Below are 20,794 nucleotides of genomic sequence, written 5' to 3'. Positions count from 1 at the left end.
GGCCGCAAGCGCCAGATTGCCTATGTTCGTCCTGACCCTGACCGCCCTTGTCCTGGTCAGCGCCTTCTTCTCCGTCTCCGAGATCGCGCTGACCGCCGCACGCCGCACCAAGCTGCAGGTCTTGTCCGAGCGCGGCGATGGCCGCGCCACGCGCGTACTGCTGCTCAAGGAAGAGCCAGGGAATTTCTTCACCATCGTGCAGATCGGCGTCAACAGCGTGGCCATCCTGGCCGGTATCCTCGGCGAGAAGCACGTGTCCGACCTGCTGCTGGAAACGCTGTCGCCGTATATGCCGGTGGTCCACGCGCAGCGCGTGGCCAACATCGGCTCGTTCCTGATCGTGACGCTGCTGTTCATCCAGTTTGCCGACCTGATCCCCAAGCGCATCGCGATGACATTCCCGGAGGCGTGCGCGCTGGCCGTGATCGACCCGATGCTGACGCTGCTGCGCGTGCTCAAGCCGCTGGTGTGGGTCTTCAACGCCGCCGCCGATGCCACGCTGCGGCTGTTGCGCCTGCCGACCAAGCCGGTCGACCAGATCACCACCGAGGACATCACCGCCATGGTCGATGCCGGAGCCGAGGCGGGCGTGCTGCACAAGCATGAACTGCACCTGATCGAGAACGTGTTCGAGCTCGGCTTCAAGGGCATCACCGCGATCATGACGCCGCGCGACGACGTGGTCTGGCTGAGCCTGGACGAGCCCGCCGACAGCGTGCGGCGCAAGCTGGTCAACCAGCCGCATGCGCAATACCCGGTGTGCGGGCACGACCTGGACGACGTGCAGGGCTATATCGATTCCAAGGACATCCTGCAGCTGCTGCTGGCCGACGAGAGCGCCGCGGTGATCGGCAATATCGGCCGCCACCACGACAAGAACGTGCTGGTGGTCCCCGACACGCTGACGCTGTCCGAGGCGCTCACGCGCTTCCGCGAGATGCACCAGAACTTTGCCGTGGTGATGAACGAGTACGGGCTGGTGGTGGGCATCGTCACGCTCGACGATATCGTCGGCGCGCTGATGGGCGACATCCTCTATTCCAGCGAAGACGAGCAGATCGTGCGCCGCGACGACAGCTCGTGGCTGGTCGACGGCCTGACGCCGCTGGTGGACCTGAAGAAAGCGCTGGAGCTCGATGCCCTGCCCGGCGAGGATTATGTCGACACCGCCGGCGGGCTGGTGATCTACGCGCTCAAGCGCATTCCGAAGAAATCAGAGTCGATCACCGTGGCGGGCTATCGCTTTGAAGTGCTGGACATCGACCATCACAAGATCGACCAGCTGCTGGTATCGCGCCTGCCGTCGCCAGAAGAGCCTGCTGCGCACCAACCGTAGCTGCCGCCGCTCCTGCCTCCCGATAGCGCTCCAGCGTATCCGGCATGCGGAACCATGCCACGTAGCCGAACGCCGCCACCACCGCAGCCGCGGCCACCGCGCCGAGCCGCCACGGCGCCACCGCATCCCGTGGCGCCGGCACGTGCAGCGTATGGTAGGCGGTGCCGAGCAGCGCGATCCACGCCAGCCCCAGCGCATAGCCCGCGGCCACGTCGGACAGCCAGTGCATGCCAAGGTACAGCCGCGACACCCCGATCGCCGCTACCGCCACCGCGGTCAGCGCCAGCACCGGAATGCGCACGCGCCATGGCTGGCGCAGGCACAGCAGGAACGCCAGGAAGCCGTACGTCACCATGCTGGCGGTGGCGTGGCCGCTGGGAAAGGAATACGACTCCAGCCCGCTGTAGATGCTGGCCGGCCGCACCCGCGCCATGCCGAGCTTGAGCGCCATCACGCAGGCGCGCGCGCCCAGCAGCGCCGCGGCCCAGTACAGCGCCGTGACCCACGCGCGCCGCCACCACAGCCACGCGAACACCGCCACGCCGACCGACACCGAGATGCGCGCACCGCCCAGCTCGGTCACCGCGACCATGGCGACATCGAGCCAGTCGCGGCGCCATGCGCGCAGCTGCGCGAACACCAGCTGGTCGAGATGGACCACTTCCTCGCCCTCGACCACTTCGGCCGCCAGCCAGAACAGCGCCGCCCCGCACGCCAGCAGCGCGGCGCCGGCCACGAGCACCAGCAGCAGCTCGGCGATATCGCGTTCCAGCACGCGCAGCGTCAGCGTGCTCAACCGGCGCGGCCGGTGCCGCGCGGCCACGCGCGCCGACAAGGCACCGGCACCCCACACGCGCATGCCGTCAAGCCAGCGCACCAGCGGGCGCAACAGCGCCACCAGCAGCGGCACCAGGCATAGCAGCAATACCGTGGCCAGCGTGAACAAACCGAGCAAGCCCAGCACCGTGCCCGGCGTCACCCACGCATCGGCGATCGCGCCCACGCGCGCCGGCAGTTCAGGCACGCGACACCCCGCTGCCGCCGATGCGCACGATATTGGCGCGCGCGGGGGCCTCGCAGTCGGCAAAGGGCGGCGTCAGGAACAGGCGCGGGCGCTGCGCCAGCTCGCCCAGGAAGGCCGCGCGCCGGCGCCCGAACTCCGCCAGCAGCGCATCGCCATGCAAGCCGGTGCGCGCAGCCAGCATGGCGCGGTTCTCGGCGAAGACGTCGGCGCTGTGGGCATCGAATACATCAGGGGGAGCGGCCAGCCGGAACAGGTCGAGATCGAGCACGGTGTCCGCGCCGTCGATGGTCGGCGTATGCGTGCGCGTGTCGCGCACGATCTGCGCGGCCCGGCCGAGCACCGTGCGGTCCACCTCCGGTGCAACGGTCTCGACCAGGGCCGCCGAAGCCGGCTCGTTGTGCTCGCAGCCCGGCACGTAGACCGCGTCGTGGCACAGCACCGCCAGCGCCTGCGCCGGATCCAGCGCGACGCCGCGCGCATGGGCGACTTCGAACATCTCGAGGACATGGCGGCGCCCGTGGTAGTGCCGGTATGGCGTGTCATACAGCGCCAGCACATCCAGCACCGTCTTGCGCGGCAGGAAGTCGAGACAGGCCAGCGCCGCGGGCCAGTCCGGAGCGAAGCGCGGCACCTCGCCCCGCGGCGTCGCCACGGGTTCGGTGAACACATCGGCGCGGCGCACCCAGAGCAAGGCGGGATCGCGCATCGCGCGATAGACGACCGCCGGCGCGAGGTCGGCCTCCAGGCGTCCGATGCCGACGACCGCATAGGCACCGCCCTTGTGGTGGCGGTACGGCATGCCGGCAATCAGATTGGGGTCGCCGGGAAGTTCCGCGGGATCGCCGTGGAATTCGGCAGGCGTGGCGGGTGGCTCGGGTGGCAGTGTCATCGGTGGCCTCATTCATGGCAGTCCGCTGGATCGCCATGATAGTGCACCGCCAGGCGCCGGCATCAATGAAACCGGCCGCCGGAAAAACAAAACCGACGCCCACTTGCGCGGGAGTCGGTCCGAGTTTTACTACACTGTTGTTGCCTGTCCGGCGGTCGAGACCGGGCAGCTTCTTGTCTGGCGGAGAGGGTGGGATTCGAACCCACGGTACCGTCGCCGGTACGCCTGATTTCGAGTCAGGTACATTCGACCACTCTGCCACCTCTCCGGTAACTGCTTTGCCGTGTGGCGAAACCGAGATTATAGCCACACCGCACCGGCCAGTGCAAGAGGCCGGCAACAGATTTTTTTACAGCTCCGGTTCCAGGCGAGTGACGCCGCCCATGTAAGGCTGCAGCGCGGCCGGCACCGTGACCGAGCCGTCGGCGTTCTGGTAGTTCTCGAGGATGGCCACCAGCGTGCGGCCCACGGCCAGGCCCGAGCCATTCAGCGTGTGCAGCAGTTCCGGCTTGCCCTGCCCCGCGCGCATGCGCGCCTGCATGCGGCGCGCCTGGAAGTCGCCCATGTTCGAGCACGAGCTGATCTCGCGGTAGGTGTTCTGCGCCGGGATCCACACTTCGAGGTCATAGGTCTTGGTGCTGCCAAAGCCCATGTCACCCGTGCACAGCACGATGGTGCGGAACGGCAGGTCCAGCTTCTTCAGGATCGCCTCGGCGTGGCCGGTCAGCTCTTCCAGCGCGTCGAACGACTGCGCGGCCGGCACGATCTGCACCATCTCGACCTTGTCGAACTGGTGCTGGCGGATCATGCCGCGCGTGTCCTTGCCGTACGAACCGGCTTCCGAGCGGAAGCACGGCGTATGCGCGACGAAGCGCAGCGGCAGCTTCTCGCCGGCGACGATGGCGTCGCGCACGATATTGGTCAGCGGCACCTCGGCGGTCGGGATCAGGTAGAAGTTCTCGATGCGCTCCCCTTCCTCGCTGCCCACCTTGCGCGGCACCCTGAACAGGTCTTCCTCGAACTTGGGCAGCTGGCCGGTGCCGCGCATCGACGTGGCGTTGACAATGTACGGCACGTACATTTCGGTATAGCCGTGTTCCTGCGTATGGGTGTCGAGCATCAGCTGCACCAGCGCGCGGTTCATGCGCGCCACGCCGCCGCGCAGCATCGAGAAGCGCGAGCCGGTCACCTTGACCGCGGTATCGAAGTCCAGGCCCAGCTTCTCGCCCACATCGACGTGGTCGCGCACGGCAAAGTCGAACTGGCGCGGCTCGCCCACGCGGCGCACTTCGACGTTCTGGGTCTCGTCGTTGCCCACCGGCACGCTTTCGTGCGGCAGGTTGGGGATCGACAGCATCAGCTCTGACAGGTGCGCCTGGATCTCGTCGAGCCGCGCGGCCGAGGCCTTGAGCGTGTCGCCGATGCCGCCGACTTCGGCCATCACGGCCGAGGCGTCCTCGCCCTTGCCCTTGAGCATGCCGATCTGCTTGGACAGGCTGTTGCGGCGCGCCTGCAGTTCCTCCGTCTGGGTCTGCAGTTGCTTGCGTTCGGCCTCGAGTGCCTGGAACGCCGCCACGTCGAGTTGGAAGCCGCGCGTGGCAAGGCGTTGCGCCACGGCGTCGATGTCTTTGCGGAACAGCTGGATGTCGAGCATGTTGCTTGAGATGAAGTGCAGGGCCAGCGACATGCCGGCGGACCCGCCATTTTACTGCACCCGCATGGGCCGGGACGAGCGAACTGGCGGCGCATGAGGGCGTCCGCCTTGCCGCAATGTCGTATCAAACACTACCGTCATTCCCGCGCAGGCGGGAATCCAGCGTCTTCACGTCCCCCTTGGGGATCACGTCCCCTGTGGATAAAGTCACTGGGTTCCCGCCTGCGCGGGAACGACGGTGGTTAATTGAACGGCATTACTCCGCCTTGCCGCCCTTTCCGCCGTCCTTGCTTTCGCGCGCCTTGGCCGCGCGCTGCTCGCGATGCCAGGCATCATCCAGTTCGCGCAGGTGGCGCAGCTTCTCGGCGATCTTGCCTTCCAGCCCGCGCGGCACCGGCTGGTACCAGCCCTGCGCCTTCAGGTCGTCCGGGAAGTAATGCTCGCCGGCGGCGTAGGCTTCGGGCTCGTCGTGCGCGTAGCGATAGGCATGGCCGTAGCCAAGCTCCTTCATCAGCCTGGTCGGCGCATTGCGCAGGTGCACCGGCACCGCGCGCGACTTGTCCTTGCCGACGAAGGCGCGCGCCGCGTTGTAGGCGTTGTAGCCGGCATTGGACTTGGGTGCGACGGCCAGGTAGATCAGCGCCTGCCCCAGCGCCAGCTCGCCTTCAGGCGAACCCAGGCGCTCGTAGGTCTCGGCCGCGTCCAGCGTGATGCGCGCGGCGCGGGGATCGGCCAGTCCGATGTCTTCCCACGCCATGCGCACGATGCGCCGCGCCAGGTAGCGCGGATCGGCGCCGCCGTCGATCATGCGGCAGAACCAGTACAGCGCGGCATCGGGGTCCGAGCCCCGCACGGACTTGTGCAGCGCGCTGATCTGGTCGTAGAAGGCATCGCCGCCCTTGTCGAAGCGGCGCAGGTTTTCCGACAGCGCGCTGCCCAGCAGCGCGTTGTCGATCTGCGCGGCGCCGGCGGTGCGCGCGGCGCGCGCCACGATCTCGATGTTGTTCAGCAGCTTGCGCCCGTCGCCGTCGGCCGAGGCCACGATCAGCTGCAGCGCCTCGTCCTGCCACGCGATGCCGCCGAGCTCTTCGCTGGCGCGCAGGGCCAGCTGCGTCAGCTCGGCATCGTCCAGGCTCTTGAGCACATAGACCGCCGCGCGCGACAGCAATGCGCCGTTGACCTCGAAGGAGGGGTTCTCGGTGGTCGCGCCGATGAAGGTGAACAGCCCGCTCTCGACGTGCGGCAGGAAGGCATCCTGCTGGCTCTTGTTGAAGCGGTGCACCTCGTCGACGAACACCAGCGTGCGCCGCCCGTGCGCGCGGAACTGCTCGGCGCGCTCCACCGCCTCGCGGATGTCCTTGACGCCCGACAGCACCGCCGACAGCGCGATGAACTCGGCGTCGAAGGCATCGGCCATCAGCCGCGCCAGCGTGGTCTTGCCCACGCCGGGCGGGCCCCACAGGATCATCGAATGCGGCTCGCCCGACTCGAACGCCACGCGCAGCGGCTTGCCCGGGCCCAGCAGGTGCTGCTGCCCGATCACCTCGTCGATGGTGCGCGGGCGCAGGCGCTCGGCCAGCGGTTGCCGGGAACGGTCAGGGGTATCGGAGAACAGCGAGTCCGCCACGTCATCAAACCTTGCGATTGCAGAACGCCACAGTGTAGACCATCGGCGCTGCGCGCTTGTGCCAGGCCCCGTCGCGGGCTAGGCGGCAAAGGCGACCACGTCCTCGATCTCGACGCGGATGCCGATGCGCTCGCCCATCGCGTGGTTGTGGTGCGAGGGCACCAGCGCCAGCACGCGGCCGCCGCTGGCCAGCCGCAGCGTGTACAGGATCTCGGCGCCCCGGAAGGCCTTGTGCACCACCTCCGCCTGCATCGGGCTGGCGTCGTCGTGGACGATGTCGTCAGGGCGCACCAGCACGTCGACGGCGGCATCCGCGGGCAGCTGCAGGGGCACTGCCGGGTGCAGCATGCCCAGCTCCACTTCGATCCGCCCATCGCCGCGCAGGTGCCCCGGCATCAGCACCCCCTGGCCGATAAAGCCGGCGACGAAGCGCGACGCCGGGCGGTGGTACAACTCATGCGCACTGCCCCACTGCTCGATCACGCCGTCATGCATCACGCCGATTTCGTCGGCCATGGCAAAGGCCTCGTACTGGTCGTGCGTGACCAGGATGGCGGTGGTGCCTTGTGCCTTCAGGATCGCGCGCACTTCCAGGCTCAGGCGCTCGCGCAGATCGACATCGAGGTTGGAGAACGGCTCGTCCAGCAGCAGCAGCTCGGGCCGCGGCGCCAGCGCGCGCGCCAGCGCCACGCGCTGCTGCTGGCCGCCGGACAGCTCATGCGGATACTTGCGCCCCGAGCCGGCAAGTCCCACCAGTTCCAGCACCTCTTCCACCCGCGCCGCTCGCCCGGCGCGGCCGGTACTGTGCAGCCCGAAGCCGACGTTGGCCGCCACGTCCAGGTGCGGGAACAGCGCGTAGTCCTGGAACACCATGCCGATGCGGCGCTGCTCCGGCGGCACCAGCGCGTCCGACGACGATACGGTCTGTCCCTCCAGCACGATGCGTCCGTCCTGCAACGGCTCGAAGCCGGCGATGGCGCGCAGCACCGTGGTCTTGCCGCAGCCGCTGGGACCCAGCAGGCAGGCGATATTGCCGCGCGCCAGCTTGAACGACAGGCCCTTGACCACCGCGTGCCGGCCGAAGGCATGCCGGATACGGTCGACCTCGATGACGGCGGCGCCGGCGGCCGTCTCGTGGGCGCCGCTGCGCGCCATCGGCCGCGCGCGTGCCTGGGCTGCGGGTAATCGGGAATAGGAATCGGTTCGCATGTGCGCATTATAAGGACGTGGCGTCGCACCACGGGCCCTCTCGTGCGTGGCATTGCTAGAATGCGGCAGCCCGTGCCGCGCCGACAACACATTGTCCGGGCGCGCTTCCCTCGAATTTACCGCATGCTCCTGCCCAGCCGCCGCCACTTCCACCCCCTGACCCTGGCCACGCTTGCGATGGCACTGCTGATCGCCGTGCCGGTGCTGGTGGTCGCCTCGGCCGTGCTGCTGCCCGCCGGCGAAACCTGGCGCCACCTGATCGACACGGTGCTGGCAGAGTATGTGATCAACACCATCTGGCTGCTGCTGGGCGTGGCCGCGGGCGTGCTGCTGCTCGGCGTGACCACGGCATGGCTGGTCTCGACCTACCGCTTCCCCGGCCATGCCGTGATGGAATGGGCACTGGTGCTGCCGATGGCGATGCCGGCCTACGTGATCGCCTACGCCTACACCGATGCGCTGCAGTTCGCCGGGCCGGTGCAAGGGTGGCTGCGCGAGCTGACCGGCTGGAAGGCGCGCGACTACTGGTTCCCGGACATCCGCTCGCTGGGCGGCGCCATCGCACTGTTCTCGCTGGTGCTGTATCCCTACGTCTACCTGACGGCGCGCGCCGCCTTCCTGCAGCAGACCCAGAACACGATCGAAGCCGCCCGCCTGCTCGGCCACGGTACCTGGAGCCGGCTCTGGCGCGTGGTGCTGCCGCTGGCACGGCCCGGCATCGTCGCCGGCACGGCGCTGGCGATGATGGAGACGCTGGCCGACTTCGGCACCGTGGCGTACTTTGCCATCCCAACGTTCTCCACCGGCATCTACCGGGCGTGGTTTTCGCTCGGCGACAAGAATGCGGCGGCGCAGCTGTCGGCATGCATGCTGCTGTTCGTCGCCGTGATCCTGCTGATGGAACGCGCCAGCCGCGGCCGCGCGCAGGTCTACGGCAACCAGCGCCGCGCCGCGGCATGGACGCTCGGCGGCACGCGCGGCTGGCTCGCGCTGGCGGTCTGCGCGGTGCCGGTGCTGCTGGGCTTCCTGGTGCCGGCGCTGATGCTGTGCCGCATGGCCTTTACCGACGGCGATGCCCAGTTCGGCCCGCGCTTTGTCGGGCTGGTGCGCAACAGCTTCCTGCTGGCCAGCGCGACGGCGCTGGCGGCGGTGCTGGTGGCGCTGGCGATCGGCTACGCCGGACGCGCCGCGAACGGCCGGCGCGGCTGGCTGGTGCGCGGGCTGACGCGGCTGTGCGGCATGGGCTATGCGCTGCCCGGCTCGGTCATCGCCGTGGGCGTGCTGGTGCCGGTGGCGCGCTTTGACAACGCGCTGTCGGCGTGGCTGCAGCAGCAGTTCGGGCTGTCGGTCGGATTGCTGCTGACCGGCGGCATCGCGGCGCTGGTGTATGCGCTGCTGGTGCGTTTCCTGGGCGTGGCGCTGCAGACGGTCAATGCCGGCCTGGGCAAGATCACGCCCAGCATGGACGCCGCCGCGCGCAGCCTCGGCCACGGCCCCGGCGCCACGCTGCGGCGCGTGCATTTCCCGATGCTGCGCGGCAGCCTGCTGACGGCGGCGCTGATCGTCTTTGTCGATGTGATGAAGGAACTGCCGGCCACCTTCGTGATGCGGCCGTTCAACTTCGATACGCTGGCCGTGCAGGCCTACAACCTCGCTGCCGACGAACGTCTGGCCGAAGCCGCGACCGCGTCGCTGGTGATCGTCGCCGTCGGCCTGCTGCCGGTGATCCTGCTGTCGCGCACGATCCGGCGCGAGGCGCAGCGCTGAGCCGCACGCTAGCCCGCTAGCCCGCTAAAGTCCCGCCGTGCCGCGCCGATAGCCTTTCATGGCCCGGCGCTCGCCCGGGGACAAGAACAGCGGCACGCCGGGCCCTTCGGCGCCTGCCGCCGGAACGCATGACGGGGGCGTATGCTGCGATACCACATCCTGTTGTTCAAGCTGAACCGGCTGGTCAACCGCAACAAGCTGAGCGGCGTGGAAGAAATTTCGCTGGCCGGACAACTGGCCGAGATGATCGGATCCGCCGACACTGCGACCCGCATCATCGGCGACCTTGCCGACCACGCCAATCCGCAGGTGCGCCGCATCGCGCTCAACGCGATCCGCCGTGGACGCCAGTTCACCTCGCCCAGCCTGCAGCCCGCACTGGTGCGCCGCATGGCGGATGCCGAAGCGGCAGTGCGCCATGATGCGGTGTGGATCGTGCAGGAAACGCGCATGGACGGCGCCGAGCTGCGCGCGGCGCTGCGCCGGCTGGCGGGAAAGGTGCGGTTGCCTTGGGATGCCGAGCGTGCCCGCGCCAATCCCGGCGACACGGCGCTGGCCGCGCAGGTGCGCGCCCGCATGGCGCTGGACAAGCTGCTGGAAAAAAGTGCGGCGGAGCGTAACCAGGCGCTGGCCGCCATGGCGCTGGGAACGGTCGGGGACCAGCCCTATGCGGAAGGCACGGTCGGCCACAGGCGCCTGCTGCAGCGCGCGCTGATCCGGCGCCAGGCCGGGCGGCGGCTCGACAGCAGCGTCAAGCTGACGTTCCGCAAGGTCGAGCCGGCAGAGGTGAAGGGAAACAAGCGGTTCCTGCTGTAACGCGGAACCGGCCGGCCCGCCCCTCGTGCAGGGGCGGCCGGCCTGACCTGCGGCTTACTTGAAGCCCGCGCGGTCCAGCAGCTTCTGTGCCTGCGGCTGGTACTTGCCCAGCTCGGCCACGTTGATGGCGTCGGCCTTGAACTCGCCCAGCGAATCGAGCGCCGGGTTGCTGACCTTCACGCCCTGCACCACCGGCCATTCATTGTTGCCGTCGGCAAAGTACCGCTGCGCCTCGTCGCTGGCCAGGTATTCCAGGAACTTGACCGCCGCCTCCTTGTTCGGCGCGTGCTTCAGCATGCCGCCACCGGAGATGTTCATGTGCACGCCCTGGCTTTTCTGGTTGGGCCATACCACGCCCAGCTTGTCGGCCACGGCCTTGTCTTCCGGCTTGGTCGACTTCAGCAGGCGTGCAATGTAGTAGGTGTTGGAGATCGCCACGTCGCACTCGCCCGCGGCCACGGCCTTGAGCTGGTCGGTATCGCCGCCCTTGGGCGCGCGCGCCAGGTTGGCGGCCACGCCGCGCGCCCACTGCTCGGTGCGCGCCTCGCCGTCGTGCGCGATCAGGCTGGACACCAGCGACAGGTTGTAGACGTGCCCGCTGGAACGCGTGCACACCTTGCCCTTCCACTTGGGATCGGCCAGGTCCTCGTAGGTGGCGATGTCGCCGGCCTTGACCGCGGTCTTGTTGTACGCGATCACGCGGCCGCGCGCCGAGAATCCGAACCACTCCCCGTTCGGGTCGCGGTAGTTGGCGGGGATGCGCGATTCCAGCGCCTTCGACTTGACCGGCGCGAACACGCCGGCCTGCTGGGCCCGCCACAGCCGGCCGATATCGACGGTGATGAAGACGTCCGCCGGACTGTTGGCGCCTTCATTGCGGATGCGCTCCAGCAGCGGATCTTCCTGGCCTTCGATGCGGTTGACCTTGATGCCGGTCTGCTTGGTGAAGTTGGCGTACAGCGCCTCGTCCGTCTGGTAGTGCCGCGCGGTATAGAGGTTCAGCACCTTTTCCTGCGCCGCGGCCGCCAGCGGCAGCGTCAGCAGGGCCAGCGCCGCGGCACGCGGCAGCAAGGTTCGGATAGTGGTCTTCACGCGGATGGCTCCCCAGCATGGTTGGGCAGTCACCAGCATCCGGGACACCCGGGACTGCCCGGTTATTGGATTCCGGACAGCCAGAAACAATATTGATTCTTGTTCAAGCGGTCAAATTACATTTTTGTCATGTTGGTCGCCGTTGAGTGATCAATGATTGCGCGCCTGCACATCATGCGGCGCAGCCTATACATCGCTTCAGCCGCGCCGCACCCACGCGACCTTGCCAGCCGTGATGCCGAGGGTCCGGCGCTGCGGGTTGTAGTCCATCGTGCCCGGGAACTGCTGCCCGTCGCGTTCGCCGAGCCGCCACGCGCAGCCTTGCAGCAGGCCGACGGCCTCCGCCTCGCTCTTGCCCAGCAGCGCGTCGTCGGCAAACTTGTCGGCGGCACAGCCGGCCGGCGTGCCCCGCCCACCTTGCGGCCCTGGCATGGGCGCCGGCTCGTTGGGCTGCGTCGCGCAGCCGGCGACCAGGGCGGCCGCTGCCGCAATCCAGGGGAGCAGCCGGGCTCGTGTCGTCATCCGCTTGGCAGTCATTCCGTTCTCCTGTCGGTATGTCAAGTAAGAGGATTCTGGGACACATGACAGACAGCGGCGTTCAGTTTCTTTGCAGGCAGATCTGAAATCTTTGCCGGATTGCCAAGCGGCCGCCGCATTTGCCGGATGGCCTGCGCTTGATCCCGGATAAACCGGCCTATAACCCATGCGTGCTATCAACAACCTGGCGGTGATGGCCTGCGTCCGGCCGCTCGTCGCCGCAAACCCGCGCCCAGCCGCGCACCACGATGGAGGTATCGCATGACCGCAATGATGAAAGCCGCCGTCTTCGTCGAACCCGGCAGGATCGAACTGGCCGACAAGCCCGTCCCCGACGTCGGCCCCAACGATGCGCTGGTGCGCATCACCACCACCACCATCTGCGGCACCGACGTGCACATCCTCAAGGGCGAGTACCCGGTGGCGCGGGGCCTAACCGTCGGCCACGAGCCGGTCGGCGTGATCGAGCGGCTCGGCAGCGCCGTGGCCGGCTACCGTGAGGGCCAGCGTGTCATCGCCGGCGCCATCTGCCCGAATTTCAATTCCTATGCCGCGCAGGACGGCGTGGCTTCGCAGGACGGCAGCTACCTGGTGCCGCAAGGCCTGTGCGGCTGCCACGGCTACAAGGCCACGGCCGGCTGGCGCTTCGGCAACCTGATCGACGGCACCCAGGCGGAATTCGTGCTGGTGCCGGATGCGCAGGCCAATCTCGCGCCGATCCCCGACGGCCTCACCGACGAACAGGTGTTGATGTGCCCGGACATCATGTCGACCGGCTTCAAGGGCGCCGAGAACGCCAATATCCGCATCGGCGACACCGTCGCGGTGTTCGCGCAGGGGCCGATCGGGCTGTGCTCGACCGCCGGCGCAAGGCTGTGCGGCGCCACCACCATCATCGCCATCGACGGCAACGACCACCGGCTCGAGATCGCGCGCAAGATGGGGGCGGACGTGGTGCTGAACTTCCGCCGCTGCGACGTGGTGGACGAGATCATGAAGCTGACCGGCGGGCGCGGCGTGGATGCTTCGATCGAGGCGCTGGGCACGCAGGTAACCTTCGAGCAGTCGCTGCGCGTGCTCAAGCCCGGCGGCACGCTGTCGAGCCTGGGCGTGTACTCCGGCGACCTGACCATCCCGCTGTCGGCCTTCGCCGCCGGGCTGGGCGACCACAAGATCAATACCGCGCTGTGCCCCGGCGGCAAGGAACGCATGCGCCGGCTGATCAACGTGATCGAGTCCGGACGCGTCGACCTGGGCGCGCTGGTGACGCACCAGTACAAGCTGGACGATATCGTCGCGGCCTATGAGCTGTTTGCCAACCAGCGCGATGGCGTGCTGAAGATCGCGGTCAAGCCGCATTGAGGGCCGCGAGGGGGCGGCGAGGGGGGCGCTGGTTCAGCCCTTGGCCCGTTCGGCCAGCGTCTTCATCGCGTCGGCCGGCAACGGGCCGTGACATGTCCGTTCGCCGCCTGACTCGCTGACGACGAGCCAGACCTGCTCGGGCTCGCCCCTGGGGTGCAGCAGCCAGGCGGGGCCGCGCGCGTTGCTGCTGGGCGGCAGGTCTTCCAGCACGCCGGTGCTGGCGGACTGCAGCATGACCGCGCATTCCGATGCGGGCACGCGCGTCGATTTCAGGAACGCCGCGTTGCCGAGCACTTCGGGCAATGCCGTGTCCGGCGCGCGCAGGAACGAATCGACATCGAACTTGCTGGCACCGCCGCCGGTGCTGGTGCAAGCCGCCAGCGCCAGCGCGCCGGCGCTGGCCAGGATCGCTGCGCCGGAACGTCCGCGGGCAGCGACGATGCGAGCAGCCATGGCTGAGTTGGCGATCATGGCGGGCCTCATTGCTTCATCACATCGGCACCCTTGGGCACCGTGAACCGGAAGGCATCGGCCGCCAGCGGCGGGTTCTTCTGCATGTTCGTGAAGGTCAGCAAGGTGGTGTTGCCAAAGGCGTCGCGCAACTCCATCGCTTCAAGGTTGCCACCCTTGAAGCCAATGCCGATGCGCTCGAACTGCGTGTCCTTGGCCTTGGGCGTCAGCTCCAGCCATTCCACGCCATCGCGGGTCGGGCCGTTCTTGATGGCGAAGTTCTTTTCAAGGTCGTTGCTGCCGAACAGGATCGCCGCCGGGCTGGAACCCAGCGCGGCATCGAGCTTGCGCTCGGTGACCTGGTTCAGGTCCTTGTCATAGATATACAGGGTCTGGCCATCGGCCTGCAGCAGTTGCTCGTAGGGCTTGGTATAGCGCCAGGTGAACTTGCCCGGGCGCGAAAACACGAAGGTGCCGCTGGAGTTGCCGGTCACCTTCACGTTGGCGCCCTGCCCCTTGACCTGGCGCTGCGTGAATTCGCCGCGCGCGCTCTTCACACCGGTGACGAAGCTCTGCAGCTGGTCGGTGGCTGCGGCATGGGCCGGCGCCTGGATGGCAAACATCGCCAGCGCGGCGCAGGCCGACACGAGGATGCGGTTGCGCATGATTTGGATCCTGGTTGTTATCGAATGCGTTGACCCTGTGCGGCGTCTGGCAGGCAGTCCGCTGCACGGTCAACGTGTCTGGTTAGAGCCGGCAGCTGGTGCAGGATTCCGCGCCGCCCGTGCTTCGCGGGTAACCGGATATTACGGCAGATGGTGCGCGAACTGCGCCGGCTCAGGCACGAAAACTCTCAATTTGCGGTAAAGGACCCAGCAAAGCGAATCTCGTATCAGGATGAAACGCTTCTTTACTTGGCGTGGAAGACAATGCAGTGCATGTACGTAGAGCACTCGCCACGCCGCCTCTTGCTCGCTGCTTCGCCGGGAGGCGGCCAAATCCACTGGGCCAGCAATATGACCAACGCCAAACCTGCTGCCGGGCGTCAGCCATTCCGGCACGACGCCAGGCGTCTCGACCGCGACGAGATGAAGAGGATCGCGACACGCCAGGTCAGGATTGAACTCGACGCCTGGCAGGAAAAGACCGCTGCCAAACCCTTTAATCCCGCCATGGTAGTCACGGGCATTCTGGCCGGTGTAGCGTTCGTCTTTTCCGTGATGTCGTGGCTGAATGAGAGCACCCAGGACAAGATCGAAAAGGCCACCGGTCCGCTCGCCTCTCGAATCACCGAAATGGACCGCCGCCTCACGGGTCGCCTGGACGCAGTTGATTCGCGCATCGAGCGCCTGGAGGTGCGGGTCGAAAAAGGCTTTGAAGAATTCAACGAGAAGTTAGAGAACGTCAACGCCAAGGTCGACAACGTCACCGCCAAGGTCGACAACGTCACCGCGAAGCTCGACCTACTGCTTAAGCGCCGCTAGCACACTCAGGCTGGGCAATCCACGGCCAGCCTGAATGCCCGCCTCCGCTAGTCACTCATCATCCCGCGCAGCCGCGCCACCGCCCTGCACCAGGATGTCGCGGTTGCCATTGCCAGACATGGCCGACACCAGCCCGGCCTTCTCCATATCCTCCAGCAGCCGCGCGGCGCGGTTGTAGCCGATGCGCAGGTGGCGCTGCACCAGCGAGATCGACGCGCGACGGTTCTTCAGCACCACTTCCACGGCCTGGTCATACAGCGGATCAGCCTCGCCGCCGCCACCACCGATACCGGCGCCGCCGCCAAAGCCATCGCCGCCACCGTCGTCCGTGAGGCCGCCTTCGAGGATGCCTTCGATGTAGTTCGCCTCCCCGCCTTCCTTCAGCTTTTCCACCACGCGGTGGACTTCATCGTCCGAGACAAAGGCGCCATGCACGCGCACCGGCAAGCCGGTGCCCGGCGCCAGGTAGAGCATGTCGCCCATGCCCAGCAGCGTCTCGGCGCCCTGCTGGTCGAGGATGGTGCGCGAGTCGATCTTGCTGCTGACCTGGAAGGCGATGCGGGTCGGCACGTTGGCCTTGATCAGGCCGGTGATCACGTCCACCGACGGGCGCTGCGTGGCCAGCACCAGGTGCAGGCCGGCGGCGCGCGCCTTCTGCGCGATGCGGGCGATCAGCTCTTCCACCTTCTTGCCGACCACCATCATCAGGTCGGCCAGCTCGTCGATGACGATAACGATGGTGGGCAGCTTGTCCAGCGGCTCCGGCGCGTCCGGGGTCAGGCTGAACGGGTTCGGAATCTTCTCTTCCCTGGCAGCGGCCTCGTCGATTTTCTTGTTGTAGCCCGCCAGGTTGCGCACGCCCAGCTTGCTCATCAGCTTGTAGCGCCGCTCCATCTCGCCGACCGCCCAGTTCAGCGCGTTGCCGGCCTGGCGCATGTCGGTCACCACCGGGCACAGCAGGTGCGGGATGCCCTCGTAGACGCTCATTTCGAGCATCTTGGGATCGATCAGGATCAGGCGGACGTTGTCCGGCTTGGCCTTGTACAGCAGCGACAGGATCATCGCGTTGATGCCCACCGACTTGCCCGAGCCCGTGGTGCCCGCGACCATGCAGTGCGGCATCTTGGCCAGGTCCGCCACCATCGGCTTGCCGGCGATGTCCTTGCCCAGCGCCATGGTCAGGCTGGAAGCGCTCTCGTTGTAGACCTGCGAGCCCAGGATTTCCGACAGCCGCACGGTCTGGCGCTTCGGATTGGGCAATTCCAGCCCCATGTAATTCTTGCCGGGGATGGTCTCGACCACGCGGATCGACACCAGCGACAGCGAACGCGCCAGGTCGCGCGCCAGGTTGACCACCTGGCTGCCCTTGACGCCGGTGGCCGGCTCGATCTCGTAGCGCGTGATGACCGGTCCCGGGTAGGCCGCCACCACCTTCACCTCGACGCCGAAGTCCTTGAGCTTCTTCTCGATCAGGCGCGAGGTGAATTCCAGCGTCTCGGCACTGACCGTCTCCTGGTGCGGCGGGATCGGGTCGAGCAGCGACAGCGGCGGCAGGTCCGAATCCTGGATGTCGGCAAACAGCGGCTGCTGCTTCTCGCGTTCCACGCGTTCGTGCTTGGGCACCGCCTGCGGCCGCACGATCTGCACCGGCGGCGCCTCTTCGATGCGCACGCGCTGCACCTCGACCGTTTCCTTGCGCTCGACCTTGGCGGCCTCGCCGATGATGCGGTCCTGCTTGCTCTCGCGGCGCGCCTTGAAGCCCTGGAACAGGGTCTCGACGAAACCGCCGATATGCTCGGCCACCGACAGCCACGAGAAGTGGAAGAACAGCGACAGCCCGATCGCGAACAGCAACAGCAGCAGCAGCGTCGCGCCGGTGAAGCCCAGCGCCACCTGCATCCAGCCGCCCAGCGTGTCGCCCAGCACCCCGCCCGGCGCGCGCGGCAGCGCGGCGCGCAGCGGATACATGCGGATCGCCTCCAGCCCCATGCTGGACAGCAGCGTCAGCACGAAGCCGATCCAGCTCACCGTCACGCCCTGGCGATGCTGGCGGTCGTCGGCGCGCTCGGGCAGATCGGCCGTCAGGGTGCGCCAGCCGCGCCAGCAGCGCCGCACCAGCAGCACGGCCCACCAGTAGGCCGAGAAGCCGAAGATGAAGAACAGCACGTCGGCTACCCAGGCGCCGACACGGCCGCCCAGGTTATGGATATCGGCGACCTGGTTCGCGTGCGACCAGCCGGGGTCGGTCTTGCTGTAGCTGGCCAGCACGCACAGGAAGCCCAGCGTGACGGCCAGCAGCAGGAACCAGCGCACCTCGCCCAGCAGTTTGCCGATGCGGGATGGCAAGGCTGAGGGATCGGTACGGGTGGTCGTGGTAGCTCGGGCCATGCGTGATCAAGACTCGCTTGTCGGAGTATTCCGGGTTGTTTCGGGTCCGGCGAACTTAAGTCACCGGTGACTTAAACCCGTCGTGGCGGCCATTTTAACGTGGGCGGCGGCTATCGCACCCATTGGAATTTGCAACAGTGGGCAAATCCGGCTCCTCTTATAATGTCGGTTTCGAGCAATGCCGGTGGGCATCATGCCGCACCGGCCACAGGAACGCATCATGGCAAAACACGCAAAAGTGCTGATTCTCGGTTCTGGTCCCGCCGGCTATACCGCCGCGGTCTACGCGGCCCGCGCCAACCTGCAGCCGGTGCTGATCACCGGCCTGGCCCAGGGCGGACAGCTGATGACCACCACGGACGTCGAGAACTGGCCGGGCGATGCCAAGGGCGTCCAGGGTCCCGAACTGATGCAGCGCCTGCTGGCGCATGCCGAAGAGTTCAAGACCGAAATCATCTTCGATCACATCCACACCGCGAAGCTGGTGGACGAGAACGGCAAGCCGGCCCGCCCCTTCACGCTGATCGGTGATGCCGGCGAATACACCTGTGACGCCCTCGTGATCGCCACCGGCGCCTCGGCCCAATACCTGGGCCTGCCGTCGGAAGAAGCCTTCATGGGCCGCGGCGTGTCGGCCTGCGCCACCTGCGACGGCTTCTTCTACAAGAACCAGGAAGTCGCCGTGGTCGGCGGCGGCAACACCGCCGTGGAAGAAGCGCTGTACCTGTCGCACATCGCCAGCAAGGTCACCGTGATCCACCGCCGCGACAGCTTCCGCGCCGAGCCGATCCTGGTCGACCGCCTGCTCCAGCGCGAGAAGGAAGGCCGCATCGAGATCCGCTACGACAACGTGCTGGACGAAGTGCTGGGCGACGATTCGGGCGTGACCGGCATCCGCATCCGCAACGCCAAGACCGGCCAGGCCGAAGACCTGAAGCTGGCGGGCGTGTTCATTGCCATCGGCCACAAGCCCAATACCGACCTGTTCACCGGCCAGCTGGAGATGCACAACGGCTACCTGGTGACCAAGTCGGGCCTGCAGGGCGACGCCACCGCCACCAGCGTGCCGGGCGTGTTCGCCGCCGGCGACGTGCAGGACCACGTCTACCGCCAGGCGATCACCAGCGCCGGCACCGGCTGCATGGCCGCGCTGGATGCGCAGCGCTTTGTCGAAGCCCTGAAGTAAGCCTGAGAAGTAATCCTGAGAAGTAAGCCTGAGAAGTAAGCCCAGGCCGTCCTGAACCGGCCCGCCGCGGCCGGTTCATCCTCCTCCTCTCAGCCGCCCTCGGCTGCCATGCCCCAGTCGATATAATCCCGGCGAGTACCCGGAGATTTTTCATGACGCACGGCGCCCGCAAACCCGACCGCCCGACCCAGCGCTTCGGCCTGAACGACCTGTCCAGCCTGCGCGACAACCTCAAGGCCGATGCCGAGCGGCGCGAAGCCGAGCGCCTGGCCGCCGAGCAGGCGGCGCAGCGTGCCCGCGAAGAGGCCGACGTGTTCCGCGCCAGCGTGGGCCAGGTCAGCCAGCTGCGCGACCGCAACCGCGCCCACCACCCGGCCAGCAAGCCCGCGCCCGTACCGGTGCAATCGCAGCGCAACGACCAGGCGGTGCTGCAAGCCTCGCTGTCCGATGAATTCGATGTCGAAAGCCTGCTGGAGACCGACGAGACCCTGTCGTTCCGCCGGCCCGGCATCGGCATGGACGTGATCCGCAAGCTGCGCCGCGGCGAATGGGTGCCGCAGGACAAGGTCGACCTGCACGGCCTGCGCAGCGACGAGGCGCGCGAGGCGCTGGCCGAGTTCCTGCGCCGCTCGGTGCGCAACGGCGTGCGCTGCGTGCGCGTGATCCACGGCAAGGGCCTGGGCTCGCCCGACAAGCTGCCGGTGCTCAAGGGCAAGGTGCGCAGCTGGCTGGTGCAGAAGGAGGAAGTGCTCGCCTTCGTGCAGGCGCGCGAGGCCGAAGGCGGCGCCGGCGCGCTGATGGTGCTGCTGCGCCAGCCGCGTACCTGACCCTGCACCGGGCCCCGGATGCATCTTCCCCTCGAATTGCTGATGGGGCGGCTGCCCCTGATCCTCCACATCATGGAGGTGATCGGCGTGCTCGCCTTTGCGGTGTCGGGCGTGGTCGACGCGCGCAAGCAGCGCCTGGACGTGGTCGGCACCTTCGTGGTCGCCTTCGCCACCGCTTTCGGCGGCGGCACGCTGCGCGACGTGCTGCTGGACCGGCGCCCGTTCTACTGGGTCGACCACGAAGGCTATGTGCTGCTGATCTTCCTGATGTCGTTCGGCGCGTCCTTCGTGCTGCGCGTGGTCAGCCGCGTGGCGTCCGAGCGCACCTTGATCGTGGCCGATGCCATCGGCCTGGGCCTGTTCTCGGTGACCGGCGCCTCGCTGGCGCTGGTGGCGCAGATGACACCTACGGTGGCCGTGATGATGGGCATCATCTCGGCCGTGTTCGGCGGGGTGTTGCGCGACGTGCTGTGCAATGAAGTGCCGATGATCCTGCGCGACCGTTCCCCCTATGCCACCTGCTCCTTCGTCGGCTGCTGGATCTATGTCGGCATGACCTGGCTGGATGTCCACCAGGAAGCGGCCCTGCTGACCGGGGCGCTGGCGATCATCGCCATGCGGCTGGTATCGGTGCGCTACGGCTGGAAGCTGCCGAGCTGAATATGCCCCGCGCAAACAAGAACGCCGCCCGGTGAAGGCGGCGTTCTTGTTATGGCCGGCGGCTCAGACCGCGGCTTCGTCCTGTTCGCCGGTACGAATGCGGATCACGCGCTCGATCTCGGTCACGAAGATCTTGCCGTCGCCGATCTTGCCGGTATGCGCGGCCTTGACGATGGCGTCCAGCACGGTGTCCAGCTGGTTCTCGGCCACCACCACCTCGATCTTGATCTTGGGGAGGAAATCGACGACATATTCGGCGCCGCGGTAGAGCTCGGTATGCCCTTTCTGGCGGCCAAATCCCTTCACCTCGGTCACCGTCAGCCCGGTCACGCCGACATCAGCGAGGGCTTCACGCACCTCGTCGAGCTTGAACGGTTTGATGATGGCGGTAATCTGCTTCATGACTGGCCCCTGGTTATCGTTTGTTCACGCGCCTGGCGGCGCACCGCCGCGGACGCGGCGCTCTCCGGCTGGCATTTTAACAGC

The 20,794-nt window shown here is 67.4% G+C and carries 19 protein-coding genes and 1 tRNA gene; 8 read left to right on the top strand and 12 right to left on the bottom strand.

All coding sequences use genetic code 11. The annotated features are described in order from the left end of the window. Positions 1-22: 22 nt before the first annotated feature. Positions 23-1,336: a polyamine export protein PaeA gene (gene paeA, locus JTE92_RS15915; RefSeq protein ID WP_063237056.1), complete on the top strand. Its 1,314-nt coding sequence runs from the start codon at positions 23-25 to the stop codon at positions 1,334-1,336. Here paeA and JTE92_RS15910 read toward each other — a convergent pair. From JTE92_RS15910 to JTE92_RS15885, 6 genes are all read right to left on the bottom strand, one after another. Next, the gene (locus JTE92_RS15910; RefSeq protein WP_063237055.1) at positions 1,224-2,360 is read right to left on the bottom strand and encodes a phosphatase PAP2 family protein; all 1,137 of its coding nucleotides are present in this window, start codon (positions 2,358-2,360) and stop codon (positions 1,224-1,226) included. The genes paeA and JTE92_RS15910 overlap by 113 nt on opposite strands. After that, positions 2,353-3,249 (bottom strand): DUF1653 domain-containing protein, encoded by an 897-nt coding sequence (locus tag JTE92_RS15905; protein WP_063237054.1) that lies wholly within the window; start codon positions 3,247-3,249, stop codon positions 2,353-2,355. The genes JTE92_RS15910 and JTE92_RS15905 overlap by 8 nt, the downstream gene beginning before the upstream one ends. Before the next feature lie 178 nt (positions 3,250-3,427). Continuing rightward, a tRNA-Ser gene (locus JTE92_RS15900) sits at positions 3,428-3,517 on the bottom strand. 81 nt (positions 3,518-3,598) lie between these two features. Then, positions 3,599-4,903, bottom strand: coding sequence for a serine--tRNA ligase (gene serS, locus JTE92_RS15895; protein ID WP_063237186.1), 1,305 nt, complete (start codon positions 4,901-4,903; stop codon positions 3,599-3,601). 256 nt (positions 4,904-5,159) lie between these two features. Next, the gene (locus tag JTE92_RS15890) at positions 5,160-6,530 is read right to left on the bottom strand and encodes a replication-associated recombination protein A (RefSeq protein ID WP_063237053.1); all 1,371 of its coding nucleotides are present in this window, start codon (positions 6,528-6,530) and stop codon (positions 5,160-5,162) included. Positions 6,531-6,608: 78 nt separating this feature from the next. Then, positions 6,609-7,739 carry an ABC transporter ATP-binding protein gene (locus JTE92_RS15885; protein ID WP_084254434.1) on the bottom strand — a complete coding sequence of 377 codons (1,131 nt, stop codon included), beginning with the start codon at positions 7,737-7,739 and terminating at the stop codon, positions 6,609-6,611. A gap of 123 nt (positions 7,740-7,862) precedes the next feature. Here JTE92_RS15885 and JTE92_RS15880 point away from each other — a divergent pair, with 123 nt between their 5' ends. Further along, complete coding sequence (locus tag JTE92_RS15880; protein ID WP_063237051.1) at positions 7,863-9,506, top strand: ABC transporter permease; 1,644 nt, start codon at positions 7,863-7,865, stop codon at positions 9,504-9,506. A gap of 141 nt (positions 9,507-9,647) precedes the next feature. Next, positions 9,648-10,322, top strand: a complete 675-nt coding sequence (locus tag JTE92_RS15875; protein ID WP_063237050.1) for a hypothetical protein — start codon at positions 9,648-9,650, stop codon at positions 10,320-10,322. Positions 10,323-10,376: 54 nt separating this feature from the next. Here JTE92_RS15875 and JTE92_RS15870 read toward each other — a convergent pair whose 3' ends face one another. Next, positions 10,377-11,414: a Fe(3+) ABC transporter substrate-binding protein gene (locus JTE92_RS15870; RefSeq protein ID WP_063237185.1), complete on the bottom strand. Its 1,038-nt coding sequence runs from the start codon at positions 11,412-11,414 to the stop codon at positions 10,377-10,379. Positions 11,415-11,612: 198 nt separating this feature from the next. Then, positions 11,613-11,951, bottom strand: a complete 339-nt coding sequence (locus tag JTE92_RS15865) for a hypothetical protein (protein WP_063237049.1) — start codon at positions 11,949-11,951, stop codon at positions 11,613-11,615. Positions 11,952-12,212: 261 nt separating this feature from the next. Here JTE92_RS15865 and JTE92_RS15860 point away from each other — a divergent pair, with 261 nt between their 5' ends. Beyond that, positions 12,213-13,313, top strand: a complete 1,101-nt coding sequence (locus JTE92_RS15860) for an NAD(P)-dependent alcohol dehydrogenase (protein ID WP_063237048.1) — start codon at positions 12,213-12,215, stop codon at positions 13,311-13,313. A 33-nt stretch (positions 13,314-13,346) separates the two neighbouring features. Here the strand turns inward: JTE92_RS15860 and JTE92_RS15855 are convergent, their stop codons facing one another. After that, positions 13,347-13,784 carry a hypothetical protein gene (locus tag JTE92_RS15855; protein WP_063237047.1) on the bottom strand — a complete coding sequence of 146 codons (438 nt, stop codon included), beginning with the start codon at positions 13,782-13,784 and terminating at the stop codon, positions 13,347-13,349. A gap of 8 nt (positions 13,785-13,792) precedes the next feature. Further along, positions 13,793-14,428: an outer membrane lipoprotein chaperone LolA gene (gene lolA, locus JTE92_RS15850; RefSeq protein WP_063237046.1), complete on the bottom strand. Its 636-nt coding sequence runs from the start codon at positions 14,426-14,428 to the stop codon at positions 13,793-13,795. A 150-nt stretch (positions 14,429-14,578) separates the two neighbouring features. On the opposite strand from lolA, the gene JTE92_RS15845 reads away from it, so the two are divergent. Beyond that, on the top strand, positions 14,579-15,247 hold the full coding sequence (locus JTE92_RS15845; RefSeq protein WP_063237045.1) for a hypothetical protein: 669 nt from the start codon (positions 14,579-14,581) through the stop codon (positions 15,245-15,247). 51 nt (positions 15,248-15,298) lie between these two features. Here the strand turns inward: JTE92_RS15845 and JTE92_RS15840 are convergent, their stop codons facing one another. Further along, complete coding sequence (locus JTE92_RS15840; RefSeq protein WP_063237044.1) at positions 15,299-17,635, bottom strand: DNA translocase FtsK; 2,337 nt, start codon at positions 17,633-17,635, stop codon at positions 15,299-15,301. Positions 17,636-17,855: 220 nt separating this feature from the next. Here JTE92_RS15840 and trxB point away from each other — a divergent pair, with 220 nt between their 5' ends. The 3 genes from trxB (at position 17,856) to JTE92_RS15825 (ending at position 20,308) form a co-directional block, all read left to right on the top strand. Then, the gene (trxB, locus tag JTE92_RS15835) at positions 17,856-18,821 is read left to right on the top strand and encodes a thioredoxin-disulfide reductase (protein ID WP_063237184.1); all 966 of its coding nucleotides are present in this window, start codon (positions 17,856-17,858) and stop codon (positions 18,819-18,821) included. A gap of 152 nt (positions 18,822-18,973) precedes the next feature. Continuing rightward, positions 18,974-19,648: a Smr/MutS family protein gene (locus tag JTE92_RS15830; RefSeq protein WP_063237043.1), complete on the top strand. Its 675-nt coding sequence runs from the start codon at positions 18,974-18,976 to the stop codon at positions 19,646-19,648. An 18-nt stretch (positions 19,649-19,666) separates the two neighbouring features. Beyond that, the gene (locus JTE92_RS15825; RefSeq protein ID WP_063237042.1) at positions 19,667-20,308 is read left to right on the top strand and encodes a trimeric intracellular cation channel family protein; all 642 of its coding nucleotides are present in this window, start codon (positions 19,667-19,669) and stop codon (positions 20,306-20,308) included. A gap of 63 nt (positions 20,309-20,371) precedes the next feature. Here JTE92_RS15825 and glnK read toward each other — a convergent pair whose 3' ends face one another. Further along, a complete protein-coding gene (glnK, locus tag JTE92_RS15820; RefSeq protein WP_006162803.1) occupies positions 20,372-20,710 on the bottom strand; it encodes a P-II family nitrogen regulator in 339 nt (112 codons plus the stop codon). Between the last annotated feature and the right edge of the window lie 84 nt (positions 20,711-20,794).

It is taken from the genome of Cupriavidus oxalaticus, from assembly GCF_016894385.1.
GTDB lineage: Bacteria > Pseudomonadota > Gammaproteobacteria > Burkholderiales > Burkholderiaceae > Cupriavidus > Cupriavidus oxalaticus.
This window is presented reverse-complemented; position numbering and strand designations above follow the sequence as displayed.